At 36.1% G+C, this 18,638-nt stretch carries 16 protein-coding genes; 5 read left to right on the top strand and 11 right to left on the bottom strand.

The window, feature by feature from the left end; genetic code table 11:
* Positions 1 to 239 precede the first annotated feature (239 nt).
* Complete coding sequence (locus IGJ50_RS02155; RefSeq protein WP_207120886.1) at positions 240 to 827, top strand: TetR/AcrR family transcriptional regulator; 588 nt, start codon at positions 240 to 242, stop codon at positions 825 to 827.
* A gap of 21 nt (positions 828 to 848) precedes the next feature.
* The gene (locus IGJ50_RS02150; protein WP_069639365.1) at positions 849 to 1,085 is read left to right on the top strand and encodes a hypothetical protein; all 237 of its coding nucleotides are present in this window, start codon (positions 849 to 851) and stop codon (positions 1,083 to 1,085) included.
* Positions 1,086 to 1,158: 73 nt separating this feature from the next.
* Here the strand turns inward: IGJ50_RS02150 and IGJ50_RS02145 are convergent, their stop codons facing one another.
* The 4 genes from IGJ50_RS02145 to IGJ50_RS02130 all read right to left on the bottom strand — a co-directional run bounded on the left by IGJ50_RS02145 (position 1,159) and on the right by IGJ50_RS02130 (position 7,032).
* Positions 1,159 to 2,589, bottom strand: a complete 1,431-nt coding sequence (locus tag IGJ50_RS02145) for a family 1 glycosylhydrolase (RefSeq protein ID WP_207120887.1) — start codon at positions 2,587 to 2,589, stop codon at positions 1,159 to 1,161.
* Between the two features lie 79 nt (positions 2,590 to 2,668).
* The gene (locus IGJ50_RS02140; protein WP_429948670.1) at positions 2,669 to 4,528 is read right to left on the bottom strand and encodes a beta-glucoside-specific PTS transporter subunit IIABC; all 1,860 of its coding nucleotides are present in this window, start codon (positions 4,526 to 4,528) and stop codon (positions 2,669 to 2,671) included.
* 4 nt (positions 4,529 to 4,532) lie between these two features.
* Positions 4,533 to 5,381 (bottom strand): PRD domain-containing protein, encoded by an 849-nt coding sequence (locus tag IGJ50_RS02135; RefSeq protein ID WP_069639362.1) that lies wholly within the window; start codon positions 5,379 to 5,381, stop codon positions 4,533 to 4,535.
* A gap of 202 nt (positions 5,382 to 5,583) precedes the next feature.
* Entirely contained in the window at positions 5,584 to 7,032 is a 1,449-nt protein-coding gene (locus IGJ50_RS02130; protein WP_429948668.1) for a glycoside hydrolase family 1 protein, read from the bottom strand.
* A gap of 161 nt (positions 7,033 to 7,193) precedes the next feature.
* Here IGJ50_RS02130 and IGJ50_RS02125 point away from each other — a divergent pair, with 161 nt between their 5' ends.
* Positions 7,194 to 7,985 carry a MurR/RpiR family transcriptional regulator gene (locus tag IGJ50_RS02125; RefSeq protein ID WP_429948666.1) on the top strand — a complete coding sequence of 264 codons (792 nt, stop codon included), beginning with the start codon at positions 7,194 to 7,196 and terminating at the stop codon, positions 7,983 to 7,985.
* A gap of 31 nt (positions 7,986 to 8,016) precedes the next feature.
* Positions 8,017 to 8,619, top strand: a complete 603-nt coding sequence (locus tag IGJ50_RS02120; protein ID WP_069639359.1) for a hypothetical protein — start codon at positions 8,017 to 8,019, stop codon at positions 8,617 to 8,619.
* A gap of 221 nt (positions 8,620 to 8,840) precedes the next feature.
* Here the strand turns inward: IGJ50_RS02120 and IGJ50_RS02115 are convergent, their stop codons facing one another.
* Together IGJ50_RS02115 and yeiL are read right to left on the bottom strand one after the other, a co-directional pair.
* Positions 8,841 to 10,100 (bottom strand): MFS transporter, encoded by a 1,260-nt coding sequence (locus tag IGJ50_RS02115; RefSeq protein WP_069639358.1) that lies wholly within the window; start codon positions 10,098 to 10,100, stop codon positions 8,841 to 8,843.
* Positions 10,101 to 10,279: 179 nt separating this feature from the next.
* Entirely contained in the window at positions 10,280 to 10,954 is a 675-nt protein-coding gene (yeiL, locus tag IGJ50_RS02110) for a transcriptional regulator YeiL (protein WP_429948664.1), read from the bottom strand.
* Positions 10,955 to 11,241: 287 nt separating this feature from the next.
* On the opposite strand from yeiL, the gene IGJ50_RS02105 reads away from it, so the two are divergent.
* On the top strand, positions 11,242 to 11,868 hold the full coding sequence (locus IGJ50_RS02105) for a YczE/YyaS/YitT family protein (protein WP_429948662.1): 627 nt from the start codon (positions 11,242 to 11,244) through the stop codon (positions 11,866 to 11,868).
* Positions 11,869 to 11,911: 43 nt separating this feature from the next.
* Here IGJ50_RS02105 and IGJ50_RS02100 read toward each other — a convergent pair whose 3' ends face one another.
* The 5 genes from IGJ50_RS02100 to IGJ50_RS02080 all read right to left on the bottom strand — a co-directional run bounded on the left by IGJ50_RS02100 (position 11,912) and on the right by IGJ50_RS02080 (position 18,232).
* The gene (locus IGJ50_RS02100) at positions 11,912 to 12,703 is read right to left on the bottom strand and encodes an LssY C-terminal domain-containing protein (RefSeq protein ID WP_069639357.1); all 792 of its coding nucleotides are present in this window, start codon (positions 12,701 to 12,703) and stop codon (positions 11,912 to 11,914) included.
* A gap of 349 nt (positions 12,704 to 13,052) precedes the next feature.
* Positions 13,053 to 13,625, bottom strand: coding sequence for a LysM peptidoglycan-binding domain-containing protein (locus tag IGJ50_RS02095; protein ID WP_069641559.1), 573 nt, complete (start codon positions 13,623 to 13,625; stop codon positions 13,053 to 13,055).
* A gap of 429 nt (positions 13,626 to 14,054) precedes the next feature.
* Positions 14,055 to 15,284, bottom strand: coding sequence for a hypothetical protein (locus tag IGJ50_RS02090; RefSeq protein ID WP_429948660.1), 1,230 nt, complete (start codon positions 15,282 to 15,284; stop codon positions 14,055 to 14,057).
* 21 nt (positions 15,285 to 15,305) lie between these two features.
* A complete protein-coding gene (locus IGJ50_RS02085) occupies positions 15,306 to 17,054 on the bottom strand; it encodes a glucosaminidase domain-containing protein (RefSeq protein ID WP_429948658.1) in 1,749 nt (582 codons plus the stop codon).
* A gap of 17 nt (positions 17,055 to 17,071) precedes the next feature.
* Complete coding sequence (locus tag IGJ50_RS02080; protein ID WP_429948657.1) at positions 17,072 to 18,232, bottom strand: hypothetical protein; 1,161 nt, start codon at positions 18,230 to 18,232, stop codon at positions 17,072 to 17,074.
* Positions 18,233 to 18,638 lie beyond the last annotated feature (406 nt).

Raw genomic sequence — 18,638 nt, 5'->3', positions numbered from 1 at the left:
AATAACCAGTTCACTCATTTCTATTGAATATTTATTTGTGAATATTCATAACTTTATATTCACATGATAATGCTTGTCTAAAGTTCTGTCAAGTCTTTATAACATTTTTGCTGAAATTAATAAATGAATGTTCTATTTTTTGATGGATTCGCATGATAAAAACTTGACAAATTTTTTATTTAATCTACAATTATGAATATTAATAGAAATTTATTCAACAGTCAGAAAGTAGGCTACTAATGAAGACAGGTACTAAGGGATTTTCAGAAGAAAAGCGGGCAGAACTAAGAAGTACTCTCTGTATGGAATGTGAAAAAAGCTGGGGGATCAATGGTTATAAGAAAACGAATATCGCTGAATTGACCTCTAAAGTAGCCATTTCTACTGGCGCATTTTACTTATTATATGGCACAAAAGAAGATTTATTTGTTGATACATTAAATCGAGTTCAAAATCGCTTAAAAACAAATTGGCGCAACATTTTATATGCGGATCCATCTAAAGAAGGTTTTGTCGAAGCAATGAAATTCTTATTTAGAGAATACAAAAACTCGCCTTTTCTTTATGATTTCTCTAATCCTGATTTTTTAGCTTTTATTGGCAAATTACCACCAGATCTCATCGCTGAACTTGAAACGGACAACTGGAAGTTTTTTGAAGAGGCATTACACATTGCCAATCTAAAACTTAAGGTAAGCGAAAAAAAAGCCTTTGAAATCATCAATACTTTGTTAAGTATTATTATTATCCGCAACAGGGTAACCGATGATTTCGAGACTATTTTTGAGTTTATTTTAAACTCTACCATTGATAATGTGATTGAATAGCACTATAAAGGAGGAATAAGCATGTTATCAGAAATCAACACTACTTTAAACAAAGTCAACGACGCTTTAGATGTCAATGTTTCTTTACCCACACCAAATGACGACCGACTAGCCAAGGCATCTGCTGTCAATTTTTTATTAGGGACAACGGCTTTCTGCTATGGTCTCCTTTCAAAAAAGAAAAGTTATTGTGTAATAGGTGGCCTCTCAGTTCTTTCTGCATTATTTTTAAACGAAGAAATTGGTCGAGATAAGTAAATAGTAGTACTCACTTACAGGAATAAAAAAAGCATGTGCCAAATAAATTTTTTGACACACGCTTTTTTTATATTTATTTTGTTGAAAAATTTGGGTTTTGCTTAATCATTTCTTGATACCATTTAAATGATTTTTTCTTCTTGCGTTCTAAAGTTCCTGTCTGATCATCATTTTTATCTACATAGATAAACCCATAGCGTTTTTTCATTTCACCAGTTGTTGCACTGACTAAATCAATTGGTCCCCACATTAAATAGCCAAAACAATCTACATAATCTTCAACGATTGCTTTTTCCATTTGTTCTAAATGTTTTTGGAGATAATCGATGCGGTAATCATCTTGAATCGAACCATCAGCTTCCACCTGATCCACTGCGCCTAAGCCATTTTCCGTAATGATGATCGGTAACCCGTAGCGTCTATATACATAATTTAAAAGATATCTTAATCCAGTCGGATCGATTGCCCAACCCCACTTACTCTGTTTAAGATACGGATTTTGAACACCGCCGAATAAAGTTTCTTCATTATCGTCGTCCCCTTCATAATGGGCCACACTTGATGAATAATAATTTAGTCCTATAAAATCCAACTTGCCTTTTGCAAAAGCATCTTGGTCGGCTTTAGAAATTTCTAGCTCAATGCCTTGAGCCTTGTATTCTTTCAATTTGTACTCTGGAAATTTCCCCATACACATAGCATCGATCTGATAAAATTCACGATCTGTTTCTTTCAACGAATTCATAACATTTTGCGGATCACAATTTAACGGATAGGCTGGTGTCAAACCAAAAACGCAGCCAACTTGATTCGTTGGATCGATTCTTCGAGCTAACGCGACAGCCTCTACACTAGCTAATGTCATATTGTAGCTGATTGTTGCTAACGTTTGCTTTTTGTTTTCCATCTCAGTGTATTTCAATCCAGCAATAATATAGGTAAAAATATCTGATGCTTCTGTTTGAGGATCAATATGGTTCATTTCGTTAAACGTTACCCAATAATGGACTTTGCCTTTTAGCGCTTCAAACATTGTTTGACAATAGTTTAAATAAAAGTCAATGACTTTTCTGTTCGTCCATGAGCCATATTCTCTGACTAAATGAACGGGCATTTCAAAATGATACAATGTTACGATCGGTTCAATGCCATTTTTCAATAATTCATCGACTACTTTTTGATAAAACTGAACCCCTAATGGATTAGCTTTTGCTTCATCGCCTTTAGGATAAATTCTTGACCAATCGATGGAAATGCGTAGTGCTTTAAAACCCATCTCAGCAAATAAAGCGATGTCTTCTTTATAGCTATGATAAAAATTGATCCCATCATGTGATGGATAATATTTATCTGCCTCAATTGTCTGACAAATTTCACGAGGAGTTTCATGACTTCCTTGCGTGACCAGATCCATGATCGCCACACCTTTACCGTCTTGATCCCAAGCACCTTCACATTGATGAGCAGCAATACTGCCGCCCCATAAAAATTCATTTTTTTTCATTGTGTATTCTCCTTAAATTAAAAGCAACGCGGGCTCGCTCAGCTCTTAGAAATTGATAGATAGCCCGCAAAGCTAGATATTATAAAATAACGGTCAAACACTCATCATCGGCGAATAAATTTTCTTGTGTTGCTGGTATCACGTCTAAGTAATCCATTGTATTTGTAATAACCACGATAACAGTTGGGTCATACCCATCATTTTTGATTCCTTCAAAATCAACTGTTGATAGTAATTGACCTTGTTTTACATAATCGCCTTGTTCCACGATCGTATCAAAGTGTTTGCCATCAAGTTCTACTGTATCGATACCGATGTGGATCAGTACTTCTACGCCTTGTTCTGTTTTGATGCCGATTGCATGCTTCGTTGGAAAAACAGCTGATACTTCACCTGCAACAGGTGCAACGATTTGACTATCACTTGGAATAATTCCTAATCCTTTACCTAATGCACCCGTTGAGAATGCTTGATCGTTGATTTCAGCTAATGGAACCAATTTTCCTTCTACAACTGAAGCCAGGGGAACTTTCTTTAAGGTCGTATTTGAGACTTGTTCAGTTTCTTTTAATGGTTCTTTTGACTGGACTTCTTTTTCTTCTTGAGGAATCCCTAAAATGTAAGCAGCAACACCCGCTGCTACAAAACCAACCACTACACTGATGATCATAAAAATCAGGTTAGAGAAATCTTGATTATCCGCATACGATGGTAGCCCCATCAAGCCCCAAACAATAGAATAGGTTTTTACGTTCATTAGACCTGCAAACAAACCACTCATTCCACCACCGATCATAACGGCAATAAACGGTCTTCTATATTTAATAAAGGCACCATAAATCGCTGGTTCTGTGACACCCATCAACGCACTAAAACTCACTGTCCCAAATAATTGTTTCTGTTTAGAATCCTTTGCTCTTAAGAAGTAACCTAACATGGCACCTGATACAGCTAAATCAGAAATTGTCGCTGCTGCTAAGAAAATCGGGTCGTACCCCATTTTGTTTACAAAATTCAGTGCTAAAGGCATCATGAAGTTTCCAGCACCTAACATGATCAAGAACGGTTGGAATGCTGCATAAAGCATCACAACGATCCAGCTACCAAATGTATTGTGTAAGACTTCAAAGAACCAACCAATACCGTCGCCAATCCAAATCCCGATCGGTCCAAATACTAATAATGTTACTGGCAAACAAATCACCATGATCAATAATGGGTTTAAAAAGTATTGTAAAAACTTCGGAACATATTTTTTTAATAATACTGTTAATTGTCCCATAAACCAAACAGCTAAAATAATTGGAATAAATGAGTTCGCATAAACCATTTGCGGTAATTGAATCCCAAAGATGCTCAAACCTGCTACATCATTGATTGAACTTGAAACAAGCGTTGCTGCTAACGCTACTGCCAAATAAGGACTCGCTTTTAAGCGCTTTGCACAAGACATAGCAATTAAAATTGGTAAAAAGAAAAAGACTGCTGAACGAATCGAATCTAATAATTGATACGTTGGGCTATCTGCAGAAATCAGCCCTGTGATTGAAAATAATGATAAAAAACCAGCTAGTAATCCAGAAGCAATAATCGGCTCGATCACAGGTGTCATTGTTTCAGAAAGTAAGTCCATTGCTGCTTTTAACGGATTTTTTTTCTCTTTTACTTCTGTTTCCTCATCTGAGCTGGGTGCTATTCCCAACATACTGATCAATTCTGCGTGAACTTCACTAACATGTGTCCCAATGATCACTTGGTAAGCTACGTTATTAGAGACAACATCGATTACGCCATCTAGCGCCTTTAATCCTTCTGTGTCAGCCTTTGAGCGATCATTTAAGGTAAAACGTAAACGGGTCATACAGTGAACGACCGCTTGGATATTCTCTTTCCCACCTACTAGGCGGATGATGTCTTCATTAAATGTTTGATATTTCATTTTCTTATGTCCTCTCTTTTTGACTCCGATGCGTCACTCGATGGATATGGAGCATAAGATAGGTTTCTTCATCGATCGTTAGATCACAGCTGTACTTTTGCTGAACATAGACTCTGATTTTCTGCACACATTCAAACGAACTAGGATACAAGAGCTTGATTTGTTCATTTAAGATTGAATCACTTTCCTCATCACTATTTTGAGTCATGATTCGTTGAATAAAGTATTGCAGATGGGTCATCAGCCTCATATAATTCAAAGAGCCTTCATCTAATTTAATCTGAAAATGATACTGAATGATCGATAAGATATCTCTTAAACTCTCCATTGATCGGATCGTTTCGTCTAGATTATTCTTATCCTCCTGCAGATTGACAAAGTGTAACGCAATCGAAACAGCTTCATCCTCTGGAAATGTTACTTGGAATTGGTCATTGATCAAGTTCAATGCATACATGCCAATGTCAAAATGCTGCGGATAAAATTTCTTTACTTCCCAAGTTAATGGGCTGCGAATAAATTGTCCTTTGGCTGCACGTTTCAATGCAAATTCGATATGATCCAGTAAGGTCAAACTGAGATAGTCATTTGATTTTTCACCCAACTTTTCTTCCCCGTAAGCAATGATTTGATTGACTAAAGTGATATGATTCGCATCAGAATGAGACAACAAATAACTAAAGTGCTCCAACATATCATTAGAATCTAACACATACGTTTTTTCAATTTCATCTTCATGGATGGCTTGACCGACTTTTTTTCTAAACGCCAAACCCTTGGCATAGACGATGACCTCGTTGTCTCCACGGCTTACGATTGCTACGTTGTTGTTTAAAATTTGACTTACTTTCACTTGATATACTCCTTTCCAGAAAAAAAACTCAAACTACCCAGGAAAGGACATTCCTAGGTAATCTGAGTTCTGCCTGCATTATTCAGTAACATACTCTATAAATGACTACATCGTCATTATCAGTTTTTTCTCTTGTGTTTAGTATAATCCATTCAGCTAAAATAAGCAACGCTTACATTGAATATATTTCGGTATTCTTCTCTTAATCCAGATTGCCGCCATTTGTTTCAATTACTTTTTTGTACCAATAGAAAGAATCTTTTCTAGAGCGATCCAAGGTGCCTTTTCCCTCATCGTCTAAATCCACATAAATGAAGCCGTAACGTTTGGACATTTCACTCGTACTTGCACTGACTAAATCGATACAGCCCCATGGCGTGTAGCCCATTAAGTCCACACCTTCATTGATGGCTTGTTCCATTTGTTCAATATGACTTCTTAAATAATCAATACGATAGCTATCATGAATACTGCCGTCTGCTTCGACAACATCTTTAGCACCTAACCCGTTTTCTACGATAAATAATGGAATTTGATAACGATCATATAGCTTATGCAAGGTTACACGTAAGCCAACTGGATCAATTTGCCAACCCCATTCACTTGCTTCTAAGTAGGGATTTTTCTTAGACCCCAGTAAGTTGCCTTCTGTAATATTGCCCTCTTTTTTATGGGACGCAATGCTACTCATGTAGTAGCTGAAAGACATATAATCGACTGTTCCTTCTTTCAGAATTTGATCATCACTTGCTTCTTTTTTGATCGTAATATTATGGTCACGAAAGAATTTATTCATATAACTTGGATAATATCCACGAATTTGAACATCTGAATAGAATAAGTTATTGTGATCACTATTCACACTTTCCATTACATCTAACGGATGACAGGTTTCCGGATAAGCTTCCATTCTTGCTAACATACAACCAATTTTCGCATTTGGAATAATGTCATGACAGGCTTTAACTGCTAGAGCACTTGCTACAAATTGATGATGGGCTGCTTGGTATTGCGCCTGCAGCATATTTTTTTCTCCATCAGCTAAGATTCCACCACTTAAATAGCCTGTCATTCCAATAATATTGATTTCATTAAAGGTCAACCAGTATTTCACTTTGTCCTTGTAGCGATTAAAAAGAACACGTGCATAACGTTCAAACGCTTCCATCGTCTTACGACTTTCCCATCCATTTTGCTTAAATGCTAATCCTAAAGGAAACTCATAATGAGAAATCGTTACGAGTGGTTCTATATCATATTTCAAGCACTCATCAAAAACCGCATCATAGAAAGCTAAACCAGCTTCATTTGGCTCTAACTCATCTCCGTTTGGAAAAATGCGCGGCCAAGAAATCGATAAACGGAACGTTTTAAAGCCCATCTCAGCAAATAAGGCAATATCCTCTTTATATCTATGATAAAAATCGATGCCGTGACGTTTCGGATAGACTCCTTCTTTGTCATTCATCGCAAACTCAACATCTGCTTTGGTCGTTGGTTTAAGTAATTCTGCCATACTTATTCCGTTTTCTTTGATAAAACGTGCAGTATCAGCTGTTGACCAGCCCTTACCGTCTTCTAAAAATGCCCCTTCAAACTGATTAGCTGCTGTTGCGCCGCCCCATAAAAAATTTTGTGGAAATCCGCTCATATTTCCCATCCTCTCAATCATTGATTTAGTGTATAATTGATTTAACAACTTTAGTTTACCATGAGAAGAGCCCGAGCTATTTTTATGTTTCTGATACGATTTTCATTATTACGATTCATTTTCATGTTTGCGAAAATGAACCGCTACGAAGGAGTTTTTTGATGCTTGATCTATTTGATTTTCTCCATTATTTAAATACGAATAAGCGAGATGCAACCTATTCACGAATCATCATTTATCTCTTTACTCATCTTGACAAAATTCGAATGATGACGATTACTGAAATTGCAGAATCTTGTTTCGTCTCACCTGCAACACTAACACGTTTTTGTCGTCACTTCGGTGTTTCCAGCTTTGCCTCTTTACGGGAATCGTTAGTTTCTTTAGGAACAATGAGAAAGCATAGTGGTTTACGGATGAAAGAACAGGAATTAGCAGATTTGACTAGTGATCCCAAAAGTTATCTTGCTTCTTATGGAAATGAAATCAGCACAGCAATCAATGATGTTTTACAAACGATCGATATAACCCAAGTGGATCATATCTTGGCTGATATCCATCATGCTGAAGAAATCGTTCTTATCGGCTACAGTTCCACTTTAGATTTAGCTAAAGATTTACAAACCTCTTTTCTACTCAGCCAAAAATTAGTCTTGGTAGGAGAAACAGAAGAAACACAGCAAGCTTTTATTGAAGACCTTAGCACAGATTCGATGGTGATTGTTATTTCATCTTATGGTTCTGTCCTTAATCGCAGTAGTGAGCTAATGAGAAAAATCAGCGACAGTCCCGCACGGTCGATTCTTTTGACACAGCATACACAAAATACTTTGACCAACCAATTTGACTTAGCTGTCAATGTAACGACGACAAATTATGTGCGTATTGGAAATTATCCGTTGACTTTTTTTCTAGATTATTTTGTAAGACGCTATGCAAGTTTGTATCAGTAAATAAATTAAGATTGTTATTATAGGAGGAATTATGGGTATATTTGATTTTTTTAAAAAGGAAGAGCCAAAAGAAGTGGTTGATTTAAATGAGGAAGTCGCTAAAATCGTCGCTATTTATGAAGATTATCCTGAATTTCCAGCGATGTCAGCTGACCGTAACGTTGATGAATGGTTAAAAACAATTGCAGATGGTAGTGGCAAAATTGTTCCGAAAGAAAATATGATCAGAAATGCAGATGGTTTATTACCTGGTGAAGTGCTTTTACTTGATTGGGTCAATGAAAAAGACTCGACTACTGGGTGTTTTCCAGAGTTCTTTGAAATGGAGTTTGGAATTGATCCCGTAGAAGCAACGAATCAACTATTATTTGCTGATTATCTAGATATTTTAAATGATGCATCTGTTATTGATTATTGGTCTTTATTTCAGCTAAATGAAGTTTTAGAGGAAAATGGTCTCAACCAATATGATACGAAAGAACGCGCTATCCAAGTATTGAAAAAGGAATTTACCGCTGATTATATCGTAAATATGGTCGATCCCGGGATTTATGTTTTAATGGAGAAAGGTCAGTTTATTGTATCTAAATATGCTGATTTTATTCACGAATATTTAGATACACCACCTGAATAAAAAAATCTAGGCTAACAATCACTGTTGTGCCTAGATTTTTTATCTAACTCCCAAGGCCTACACTGTTCGATTCCCCAGAGTCCACCACTTCACTCTATCCCTCACCATTGTTGCTTTTGTATTCGTTACAGGCAGCGTTGTACTTTCTTTAAATTAAAGAAAGAAGAAAAAAGCACTTAAAAAAAGCAACTTTCTTCTTACAAAGGTGTTCAATTTCTTATTTAAATCATTTCTTTTCTTCCATAAATATCGGTTTCTACAGTTTTTCTGAACAAATAATAACATAAAAAAGAGAGCAACAAGACGCTACAAGCTATGAAGGTTAGCGGCAAAAAGACATTGCTTGTCGTTTGCTTAAAGATCATGCCAATCATTATTTGTCCTAATGGAACTGCACATTGCGCACATGCCACAATTGTGGCCATCACTTTTCCTAGATTTTCTTTAGGCGTCACTCGCTGGACCATGGAAATCAAGTAAATCGAGATAACACTCATCAACATACCAATTGGAATACCTGTGATCACAAATAAGACAAACCCTAGTACATTCCCAGAAGGTGTCCCGGCGAAAGTTAACCCAAGATTCATAGCAAACAACAACAATCCTGATAATGTAAACGTAAGATACAGGTTGTTCAGACGTAATTTCTTTGTAAAAAAACCAGCAAATACAGCACCTAAAATTGTTGCAAGGCTGACTAAAGACATGCCAAAACCATACATCGAATCATTGGCCTGTAGCATTACTCTTAATATAACAGGCGTACCTACAATAAAAAATGATGCTAACACAAAGTTGACAAGCGCCGCAATCAGAATCGATTTTAAAATTACTGAATTTTTGCGGACCTCTTGAAAGCCTTCAATCAAATCTGAGGTCAGTGTTGTGAGCAACCCCTTTTCTAACGCTCTTTTTTCAAACGGAATTTGAAGGAAGGATTCAATCACAGCTGCCAAAAGGAAAAAAAGTGCACTGCACGCAACCAGTACCTGAGCACCTAAAATACTATAGAGAATACCGCCAATAATCGGTGCCACAACATTAGACATGGAAAGAACGCCATTCACTAACCCATTCACTTTTTCTAACTTGCTTTCTTCTACCAATAAAGGAATACTGGCGGTAACAACTGGCGTGTCAAAACTGCCGACGATCGATAAGAGGAACAACAGCGCTCCTATCATGAAAATCGATTGATTCATCCCTAAAACAAAAAATAGAAACACAGCCAATACTGCATTCGCAATGTCCATCAAAACCATTAACATCCGTCGATCAAATCGATCAGCGATTGCACCACCGATTGGTGCAAATAAAACAGGGATACTCGAAATCGCCAAAACCGTTGCAAAAATATCTGCTCGTCCGGTCTGATCCAACACGAAAAGTGATAAAGCAAATCGTAAAATAGCACCTCCAAACACCGAAATAACTTGTCCCAATATCAAATATAGAATATTCTTTTGACCCTTTTTCATTTTCTCTCTCCTAACATCCTTTTCTGTGTCCATCTGACAATAAAGCGATTACTTTTATATCACTTATAAGCTTACCATTTTATGGTAGTTTCCTACTCATTCAAAAGAACTAGTTTTTCTAGGACTTTCGGCTGATTATTACAGATCAGTGTTATTAGATTCGGTCCTTCTTGATACTTTTAAAAATCGCTCAATCCTTGAGCTAGTTGCTTTAGTTTGGCTTGATTCAAGTGATAGCTTTTTCCCTCTTTTATAACCACTTCATTCTTTTGAAATTCAGTCAATGTATACATCAGATGTCGATAGCTAACCCCTAAATATTCAGCAGTTTCCGTTTGTTTTTCAGTGTAGACTCCCTCAACTTCTGTCTGCAGCATATATGCCGCTAAACGATGCTTTAATTCATAATTTTGATTATTTGAAAAATGCTCTACTCTTAGCAGAACTTTTTCACCTAAATACTGTGCAAGAATTCTTAAAAAATGAGGATCATTTAGCAAATCTTGTTTTACCTTCTGATAGGGCAGCGTTAAACAAACACAACGGTCGATTGCTTGCACATCTTTGACTTGTTTTTCGACTTCTAATAAAGACAGTTCTCCGATAAAATCTCCACCACCTAAAAATTGAATCAGCGAACGTCGACCATTTTCATGTATTTTGTAAATTTTAGCTCGACCTTCAATGACAAAAAAGAGATGCTCTACTTGTTTATCAAAACGAACAATGTATTCTTTACTATCATAAATAAAAAGTTTGGCTTGTTTGAGTATTGTTTCGGAAAAGTAAGTAGATAAATCAATTTTATTTTCTCCAATTACTTCATTCAGTTGCTCTAAATGGATTTTTTTCATGTCATTCTCCTTAAAATGTGAGATATCTCCTATTATTATGACTGATTATCCGTTAAATTGTGAGTGGGACATAACTCTTCGAGTCATATCCCGCTCACGTGGAATCAGGATAAACGGTGGGAGCAGAAGCAACCCCTTCGAAAATAAGCTGAAATTCACAAAAATTTGAAGAACATTTTTCGTGAATTCCCTCTTATTTCTCGGGGTTTAACACTTCTGTCCCATCCTCATTCTTTTTTGTCAGTGCTAACGATGCTTGATTCGCTTTTATATTAGGAGGGTTCATAGTGAAAAAAATAATATCTTCATTGTTCTTTTATACACTTAGCGGTATTGGCATCAGTTTAACCTTAAAGGCCGAGATCGGTGTTAGTAGTTTCAATTCGCTCAATGTAGCGATTGCTTCAATCAATGAAATTAAAGTTGGGACAATCACCGTCTTATTAAATACTTGTTTTTTGATTCTGTATATGTTGCTATCTAAGGAAAAACATTTTTTGAAGTATTTATTGATGTTTCTTTCAGTCCTTTGCTTGGGAAGTATTATCAATTTCTTTACATATACAGTACTCGCTCCACTGAGTTTGAATAATTATTTGCTTCGGTTAGCAGTCTTTGTTCTTGGTACATGCGTTGCAGGTTTTGCAACTGGAATGGTGATCTCCCTTGGGGTGTTACCTTTTCCTATTGAAAGTGTCTGTATTGCTTTATCAGAATTGACTGGCTATTCTTTCGCTAAGTTCAGGTATGGTATTGATTTGTTTTCAGTAGCTAGCTCCTTAGCCCTTTCATTTATTTATGATCTGCCGATTTTTGTCAGGGAAGGGACGCTGATCAGCTTAGTCTTATTATCTGGTGTCATCTCTTTTACCAAAGCTAATTACGAAATCTACTTACTCAAACGAAACAATTAAAGAAAAGGCGCAGAAAACGTGATTGCTCATTCTGCGCTCTTTCTTATTTGTCTATTTTAATAAATGGTAAGGCACCATCCGTAAATATTTCATCTCCACCACCGTTACGACCATGATAACTCGTTGTAAAATGCTCCACAACCTCAACTGAGACGGCTTGACTCGATTGCTTAAACGAATCTAAAACAAAATCTCGTTCTTTATCAATATCTGAATTGATTTTATGTGTGACCTGTCCAGTAAAAAATGAGAATCCTACTTTTTTATCATAAGTAGCGGCTCCTAACCAGTCTGCCTCTCTTCCACCTGGTAAATACCAATTTTCTGGAGTTTGCCAAAAACGAATATGATGTCTTCTTCTAGGGTTATTATTTATCTCTCGTTCAAAAGCTATATCTTGTTTCTTGTTGAACAGAAATAGCGAACTGACAGGTGCTTTAGGGTATGACTTCCCAAAAACACTTGCAGTGATCATATGCAGACTAGACTTTACCGATAATGGCTCCGCAATTGTCCATCCTGCTTCTAGAAAAAGTTTCTCTAATTCTTTTTTTGTACCAATAAAGGCAAGATTGATAGGATCACCAAGCAAACCATCACTGGTTCTTGAACGACCAATGAAATAATCTGGCAGATAGCGACCTGTCAATAATTTATTAATATAAGGAATCACTAGATAAGAGCTAAATAGCCATAACGCAATATAGAAAAATAGATGGATTTTTTTAGTTAAAATTTCTGCAAATAACGACTGATAAACTAAATAACCAATAATCACGATTACAATGAAACGAAATACTCTAAATATACTATTTAACACCGTTTGCTTTTTCATTTACTCTCTCTCCTTTTTATATAACTTATGGCTCTATTTTTCTAGGTTATAAGAGACCTATCGATTATAATTATCCAGTCCTCCTTCAAATGTATAACAGAACTAATCTTTTGTTCCAAGCTCATCTCAATTATATTATTCATCGCCTTTTTGGTATTCAGTTGTTGTAAGCATTGCTCTTGTTTTTTCGATCCTTTCTTTAATGGCAGTTATCAAAATGAAAAAATGTTTTTTCGTTTAATTAAATTATACTCTATTCTGAAATAAAGTCGTCTGATAGCATTTAAACTAAGACATAAAAAAAGAAGTAACCAATAAATGGCTACTTCTTAGAATAGTCTACTTTTTCTTAATACCAACCATTTGCTAACCAAAAGGCTTGTGCAGCTTCCCATGAACCATAACGTCCTGCTACATAACTATCTGCTACGCGCTCTTGATTGGCCTCAGAGTAATCACCATTTAGATAAGAAGCATCTAATTGATATCTCCCGATATATTTGCCATTTGTCGCATTATATGAACCGCTAGATTCTTTTTGCGCGATCCATTCTTTTGCAGAAGAAGTTGTAGCTGTTGCAGTTGGCGCTACTTCTTGAGCAACAGGAGCTGATTGTTCTTGTACTTCTTGTACAGGTTCCGCTACTGGGGTTTGCTGAGTCGGTGCTTGAGTTGTCTCATCAGCGGTACGAATCGTTAATTGTTCGCCCTCAAAGATCATATTTACATTCGAAATGTTATTATCCTTAGCAATCAAATCAATCAAGCTATTGTCTCCACTAAACTGATGAGAGATAGTAGATAATGTATCTCCAGTTTTTACTGTATATAAGCTATCGGCATGCGCGTCAGTCGTTCCCATAAAAATTCCAAATCCTGCAGTCAAAGTTGTTGCGAATAAAATCGTTTTAAGTGATTTCATGTTGTTTCTCCTTTGTAAAAAATATTTTTGTCGTTTGTTTATCGACTTTGCATACTTTAACATCTAAAAATATTTCATAGGTGAAGATCTAGTGACAATTCGTTACGAGTGTTTTCGTTGCGTAACAGCTTGTAAAATCAGAGTAGAAAAACACTTGTTCGCACTTGATTTGTAGTTGATTTTAGAAATGGAAAAATTCATGATTTTTTCTGAAATTTATTTTTTTTCGATTCGATAACGGTTGTCATATTACAAAATTCTAGAAATATTACAAGATATTTGTCTGAATTGCTATCAATTCGAGCACTTTTTTCAGTAAGTTTGGCCCATTTTTATAAACCGATTAAGTAAATACACGTCATTTCCAATCAAAATAGAGCAAAAAAACAGAATCCATAATTGACTAGGATTCTGCTTTTATGCTTTTGACTATACATTTAAATCTTTTTGTTCAATTACTGATTCTAATAATCGATTCTCCGTTTGAATAATGTCAAAAAAAGCACTGATTTTCTCTAATTGTTCATAATCGATTTGATATAATTTTACTCTGGGTTTAAAAAATAAGAACCCAGGACGAATTTTTACTCGCTCATTGATCAAATGGCATTGCTCCATCATCGATTGTAAATCCATTTCAGATACACTGTTCTTGATTTTTTCAATCCGTGCTCGTTCATAGACCCATTGATCTTTCGTCACGGTCATTCGCTCAGTAGTTGTGACTAATTGACGATTTAAACGCCAAGATTGCTCAATAAATTTTGCCTTTTTATACAGATCATCATACTGAATCAAATCAATTCGAACAGGTTTATACCAGTCTTCTTCATCTATTGTACTTTTTTGATGCTTCTTAAATCGTTTTAAGCCACTAACGAGTAAGCTGTTTTCTATGGCGAGCAGCTCGTACTCCAATTTTTCTTTTGCTACCCGCACACGTTCCTTTGACGCTTTTTCTCGTTTTAGACTTTCTTTGAGGAAAAGAACTTCATTTTCCTCTGAACGAGCAATAGCTGTTGTGTCAGCTGCTTTTTTAGGTTCGATCTCAATGTCGGTTTCGGTTTCTAACTCCTCAGCCTCCAAAAACGAATGATCAAAGTCCGGTATCTCTTCATCATTTTCCTCTACAGATACTTCTACTGGAAAGCTAAGTGTTTCACTTGCTAAAGAGACATCCTCTTCCTCTTGAAAGCTAGAAAGAAGTTTTGCTTCTAGGATACTGCTGACAGATTGATTTTTTGAATACCCCATCTGCTCTAAACTAGTTGAAACAACAAATTGTACTGGTTCGTCTTCTGAGTTTAGTGAGACTGGAACGAACTCACAGAAATATGTACTAAAAGCGCCATCGACTTCTTCGATGATTCTCGTCCAAATAAATTGCGGGAAGAGTTCTTCTAGTTCTTCCAATAAAACATCCCAATTTAATTGCGCTTGAAAAAACTGAATTTCTAGATGCTTTCTAATGGGCGAAGAAATTACTTTTCGAGAAAGTTCATCATTTTCCCGAAAAGTGAGAAATTCTCCTGTTGAGCGTTCATAGAGTGTTTCACACGCTTCAATGATTTCTTCTGTGCTGTTTTTTTGGTAGAGAACGGTCCCTAAAGTGAATGGGATTGCTTGTTGATGAAAAAAAACATCGAAATAATCATTCATTAAACCGTTCTCCTTTCTTTTTTATGATTGAAGATCATGTACTGGGGTTAAAATAAGCTGTTGTCCCTCTGTTAAGAAGTACTGTTCTAGATCGTTCCACTCTTTTAACGACCAAACAGAAATACCAGTTTTTTTAGAAATACTCGCTAAAGTATCTCCTTTTTTCACTTCATATGTTTCTTTTGTCTTCTTGCGCGTTGCACTTACTTGATAATCTTTTGTATCTTTTTTAGTTGTTGTTTCACTGGTACTTGTTGTTTTTGTATCTTTCTTAGTTGAAGAATTTGTTTTAGTTTCTTTTTTAGCTGAGGAAGCGGTCTTAGCTTCTTTTTTAGCTGTTGTTTGAGTCGTCTCTTGATTTGTGAAAGCGTTAGATAGATTTTGAACCATTTCTAATGAACGATCTACTGCGTCTTCTTTCATTACAACAGTGCTTGGATCTTCTTGTTTTGGCACGCTCAGTTTTTGACCGATAAAGAGCATCCGTCGATCTAATTGATTCTTTTCCAAAATAGCTAATGTGGAAATATTATAAAGTTCACTGATTGATTTAAGTGATTCACCTTTTTTCACAACGTGAGTAAGGTACTCAATTTTTTGATCTTTGTCATCGTCTTTTTTCTCTAATTTATCAAAAGAGGTGTTCAACGTGATTTTCTTCGCTTTTTTACTATTCTTTTTATCTTTCAGCGTATCATACTGTGTTAAATCATACGCATCGATCAAACCATTTAATTTAGAATTATAGCTAGTATCCGTTGCATAACGTCCAGTTAGAAACTTCGTCGCATCTTTATAAGAGGTCGTTTTATTTTTCCAGGTACCACTATAAAATGCACTGCTAGAATCTGTACCACCTTTAAGTAGCTTCACGTAATCGCCTAGCGATTCTTTGTAAGAAGGATACTTTCTAAAATTAGAACGAATCGTAAACATACCACCAGAACCATTGTCTTCACTTGTTAGAAAGTTTGCACTTGCCCCTTCATAGCTTCCTTTGATTCCAAATAGGTTATAATTTGGTGCAGAAGCTAGTGCGCTATTGCCAGAAGCACTTTCTAAAATTGCCTGAGCAATCATTACTGATGCATATAAATTGTTCTCACCTGCAATTGTGCGGGCATCTTCACCAATCACTTTGACAAAGCTTTTTGTTGTCAAGTTCGGACTGATATGAAACACTTGATCAGACCCAGCTGAACTACCAGCAGTATTGCCACCTGTCGTTGTTCCAGTATTTGGTCTGTTTGACGATGGAGCAGGTGTATTTGGCTGATAGCTTGGACCTTGGACTGAAGGTCTATTTGGTTTTGGTGCTGGTTTATTTGGTTTCGGTTTCGGTTTTGGTTTTGCCGGTATTGTTGAACTTGTGCTACTGCTTGTCGTACTACTGCTTGTTGTAGAACTAGTTGATGATGTCTCAGATGTACTGGTTGAATCTGTTGTCTCGTGTGTAGAACTAGTATCTTCTGTTGAGCTCGTTGATTCACTACTTGTTTCAGCTGTTGAATCTGTTGTTGACGAGGTTGTACTAGTATCTGTAGAGGAACTCGTTTCAATTCCTTCTATTGTGCTTTCTGTTGTTTCATGTTCTTTAGTTGAAGATAAAATAGCTACACTCTCTTGTTCTTCGGAGCCTGAAGTTACTGTATCGTCGACTTCTTTGGCAACAATCGGTTGAACATCGGTAACAGAAAGGACAGCACTTGAAGTAAGTAACCCTACACTCAATAATCGTAATTTCTTACTGTTTAGATTTCTTTTTTTCATTCTGTGTCCTCTCTTTCTTATTGATCAGGATCTTCTTTCACCAAATTGATGATTTGGTTGAAGGCTTGTTCTGATTCTTCCTTCACGTCTTTGATACGTTTGTAATAGTTTTGGTATTCTTGTTCCGCACGCTCTAAGCGTTTTAAGACGCCTGCTTTTTTCTTTGTTTCTTCATTAATAATTTGTGCACGTTGATTAGCTTGGCTGATAATTTCTTTAGCTTGTCTCTTGGCCTCAAGCAACACTTCACCGATATCTTCTTTAGATAATTGCTGATCGACATCGATTGTTTTTTGGGCTAATTGACGTTTTGTTGTTTCTAATTCTTGACGAACCTTCGCTAATTCTTCATAAGCTCCTGTATCCGTAGGAGTATCTGATGCCATGATCACGATACGATCTTCTGTCAATTTATCGATTTCTTCTTGCTTAGCCAATAGCTCTTGTTCGTACTGTCTGATTTTATTGGCAAAACGCTCTGCTTTTTTACGGTTTAAATCAGTTTCGTCCATCTGACGGTTGCTGTCTCGTAATAGGCTGTTGTACTTGCTTTTTACTTGTTCCAGTTCGGCCATTCGTGCATCGTAATCTTTTGGCACAGCTTGAACCATGGCCAACTCATTTTCTAATGATTCGTTTGACTCACGTAGGGCTTCTACCTCGTTTTGTAATTGAGAGCTTTCTCTTTTACTCTTACGCAATTCAGCTTTCAACTCACGAATTTCACTTTGAAGTTGTGCGTTTTCTTCTTGAAGCTCTTCTAATTCATCATCATCGATAACTTCATGGATTGGTGGTCGTTTTTTCTTTGGTTTAGGTTTTTTAGTAGGTGCTGGAGTTGGTTTTTTCTTCCTACGAGAAAATAACGAACGTTCCTCTTCATCATCATCGTAGTCTTCGTCGTCATCTTCGTCATAATCTTCGTCGTCATCATATTCATCATCGTCGTAGTCTTCGTCGTCATCTTCGTCGTCATCATATTCATCATCATCATCGTCATCATATTCATCGTCATCGTCATAGTCTTCGTCGTCATCATATTCATCGTCGTCGTAGTCTTCGTCGTCATCATACTCATCATCATCGTAATCTTCATAATCATCGTCATCATATTCATCATCGTAATCTTCATATTTTTTTCTTTTTTTACCTTTGCCTTTGCCAAAAATTTTTAGCATATGCTCACTTCCTTCTACAAAAATGGGACTGTCTCTTTTTTTGATTATTTTTAACATACTGATTTTAATACTAAGTAAATTATGTGATTTGTCGATATATGTAACTATAGTGACAAGTGTAGTATTTTTGATTTGTAAAAATAACCAACTTCACTTTAGGTATATGTTTTTCAGTAGTAGTTTGACCTAGCTCACTCGGCTAATCAGGTTCCTTATTATTCAACTACTATTTGTTCAATAAAAAACTTACTGAAAAACATCCAAAAACACGCCTACCTTGTTCTATTCTATCAGATAAACCCCAAACAAACAAACTGAATTAGCGGTTTATTCCTAATTTTACGAAACTAAAAGGACGCTCATTTTTAGTTTCCAAAAAAATACTCTTACAATAAATTAAATACAT

This window comes from Enterococcus sp. AZ101 (assembly GCF_050499005.1).
Taxonomy (GTDB): Bacteria; Bacillota; Bacilli; order Lactobacillales; family Enterococcaceae; genus Enterococcus_L; species Enterococcus_L ureilyticus.
This window is presented reverse-complemented; position numbering and strand designations above follow the sequence as displayed.

Coding starts and splice junctions, on each gene's coding strand:
- IGJ50_RS02150 (WP_069639365.1), top strand. CDS start 849: ATGTTATCAGAAATCAACACTACTTTAAACAAAGTCAACGACGCTTTA.
- IGJ50_RS02140 (WP_429948670.1), bottom strand. CDS start 4,528: ATGAAATATCAAACATTTAATGAAGACATCATCCGCCTAGTAGGTGGG.
- IGJ50_RS02090 (WP_429948660.1), bottom strand. CDS start 15,284: ATGAATGATTATTTCGATGTTTTTTTTCATCAACAAGCAATCCCATTC.
- IGJ50_RS02085 (WP_429948658.1), bottom strand. CDS start 17,054: ATGAAAAAAAGAAATCTAAACAGTAAGAAATTACGATTATTGAGTGTA.
- IGJ50_RS02095 (WP_069641559.1), bottom strand. CDS start 13,625: ATGAAATCACTTAAAACGATTTTATTCGCAACAACTTTGACTGCAGGA.
- IGJ50_RS02100 (WP_069639357.1), bottom strand. CDS start 12,703: ATGAAAAAGCAAACGGTGTTAAATAGTATATTTAGAGTATTTCGTTTC.
- IGJ50_RS02155 (WP_207120886.1), top strand. CDS start 240: ATGAAGACAGGTACTAAGGGATTTTCAGAAGAAAAGCGGGCAGAACTA.
- IGJ50_RS02120 (WP_069639359.1), top strand. CDS start 8,017: ATGGGTATATTTGATTTTTTTAAAAAGGAAGAGCCAAAAGAAGTGGTT.
- IGJ50_RS02080 (WP_429948657.1), bottom strand. CDS start 18,232: ATGCTAAAAATTTTTGGCAAAGGCAAAGGTAAAAAAAGAAAAAAATAT.
- yeiL (WP_429948664.1), bottom strand. CDS start 10,954: ATGAAAAAAATCCATTTAGAGCAACTGAATGAAGTAATTGGAGAAAAT.
- IGJ50_RS02145 (WP_207120887.1), bottom strand. CDS start 2,589: ATGAAAAAAAATGAATTTTTATGGGGCGGCAGTATTGCTGCTCATCAA.
- IGJ50_RS02130 (WP_429948668.1), bottom strand. CDS start 7,032: ATGAGCGGATTTCCACAAAATTTTTTATGGGGCGGCGCAACAGCAGCT.
- IGJ50_RS02125 (WP_429948666.1), top strand. CDS start 7,194: ATGCTTGATCTATTTGATTTTCTCCATTATTTAAATACGAATAAGCGA.
- IGJ50_RS02115 (WP_069639358.1), bottom strand. CDS start 10,100: ATGAAAAAGGGTCAAAAGAATATTCTATATTTGATATTGGGACAAGTT.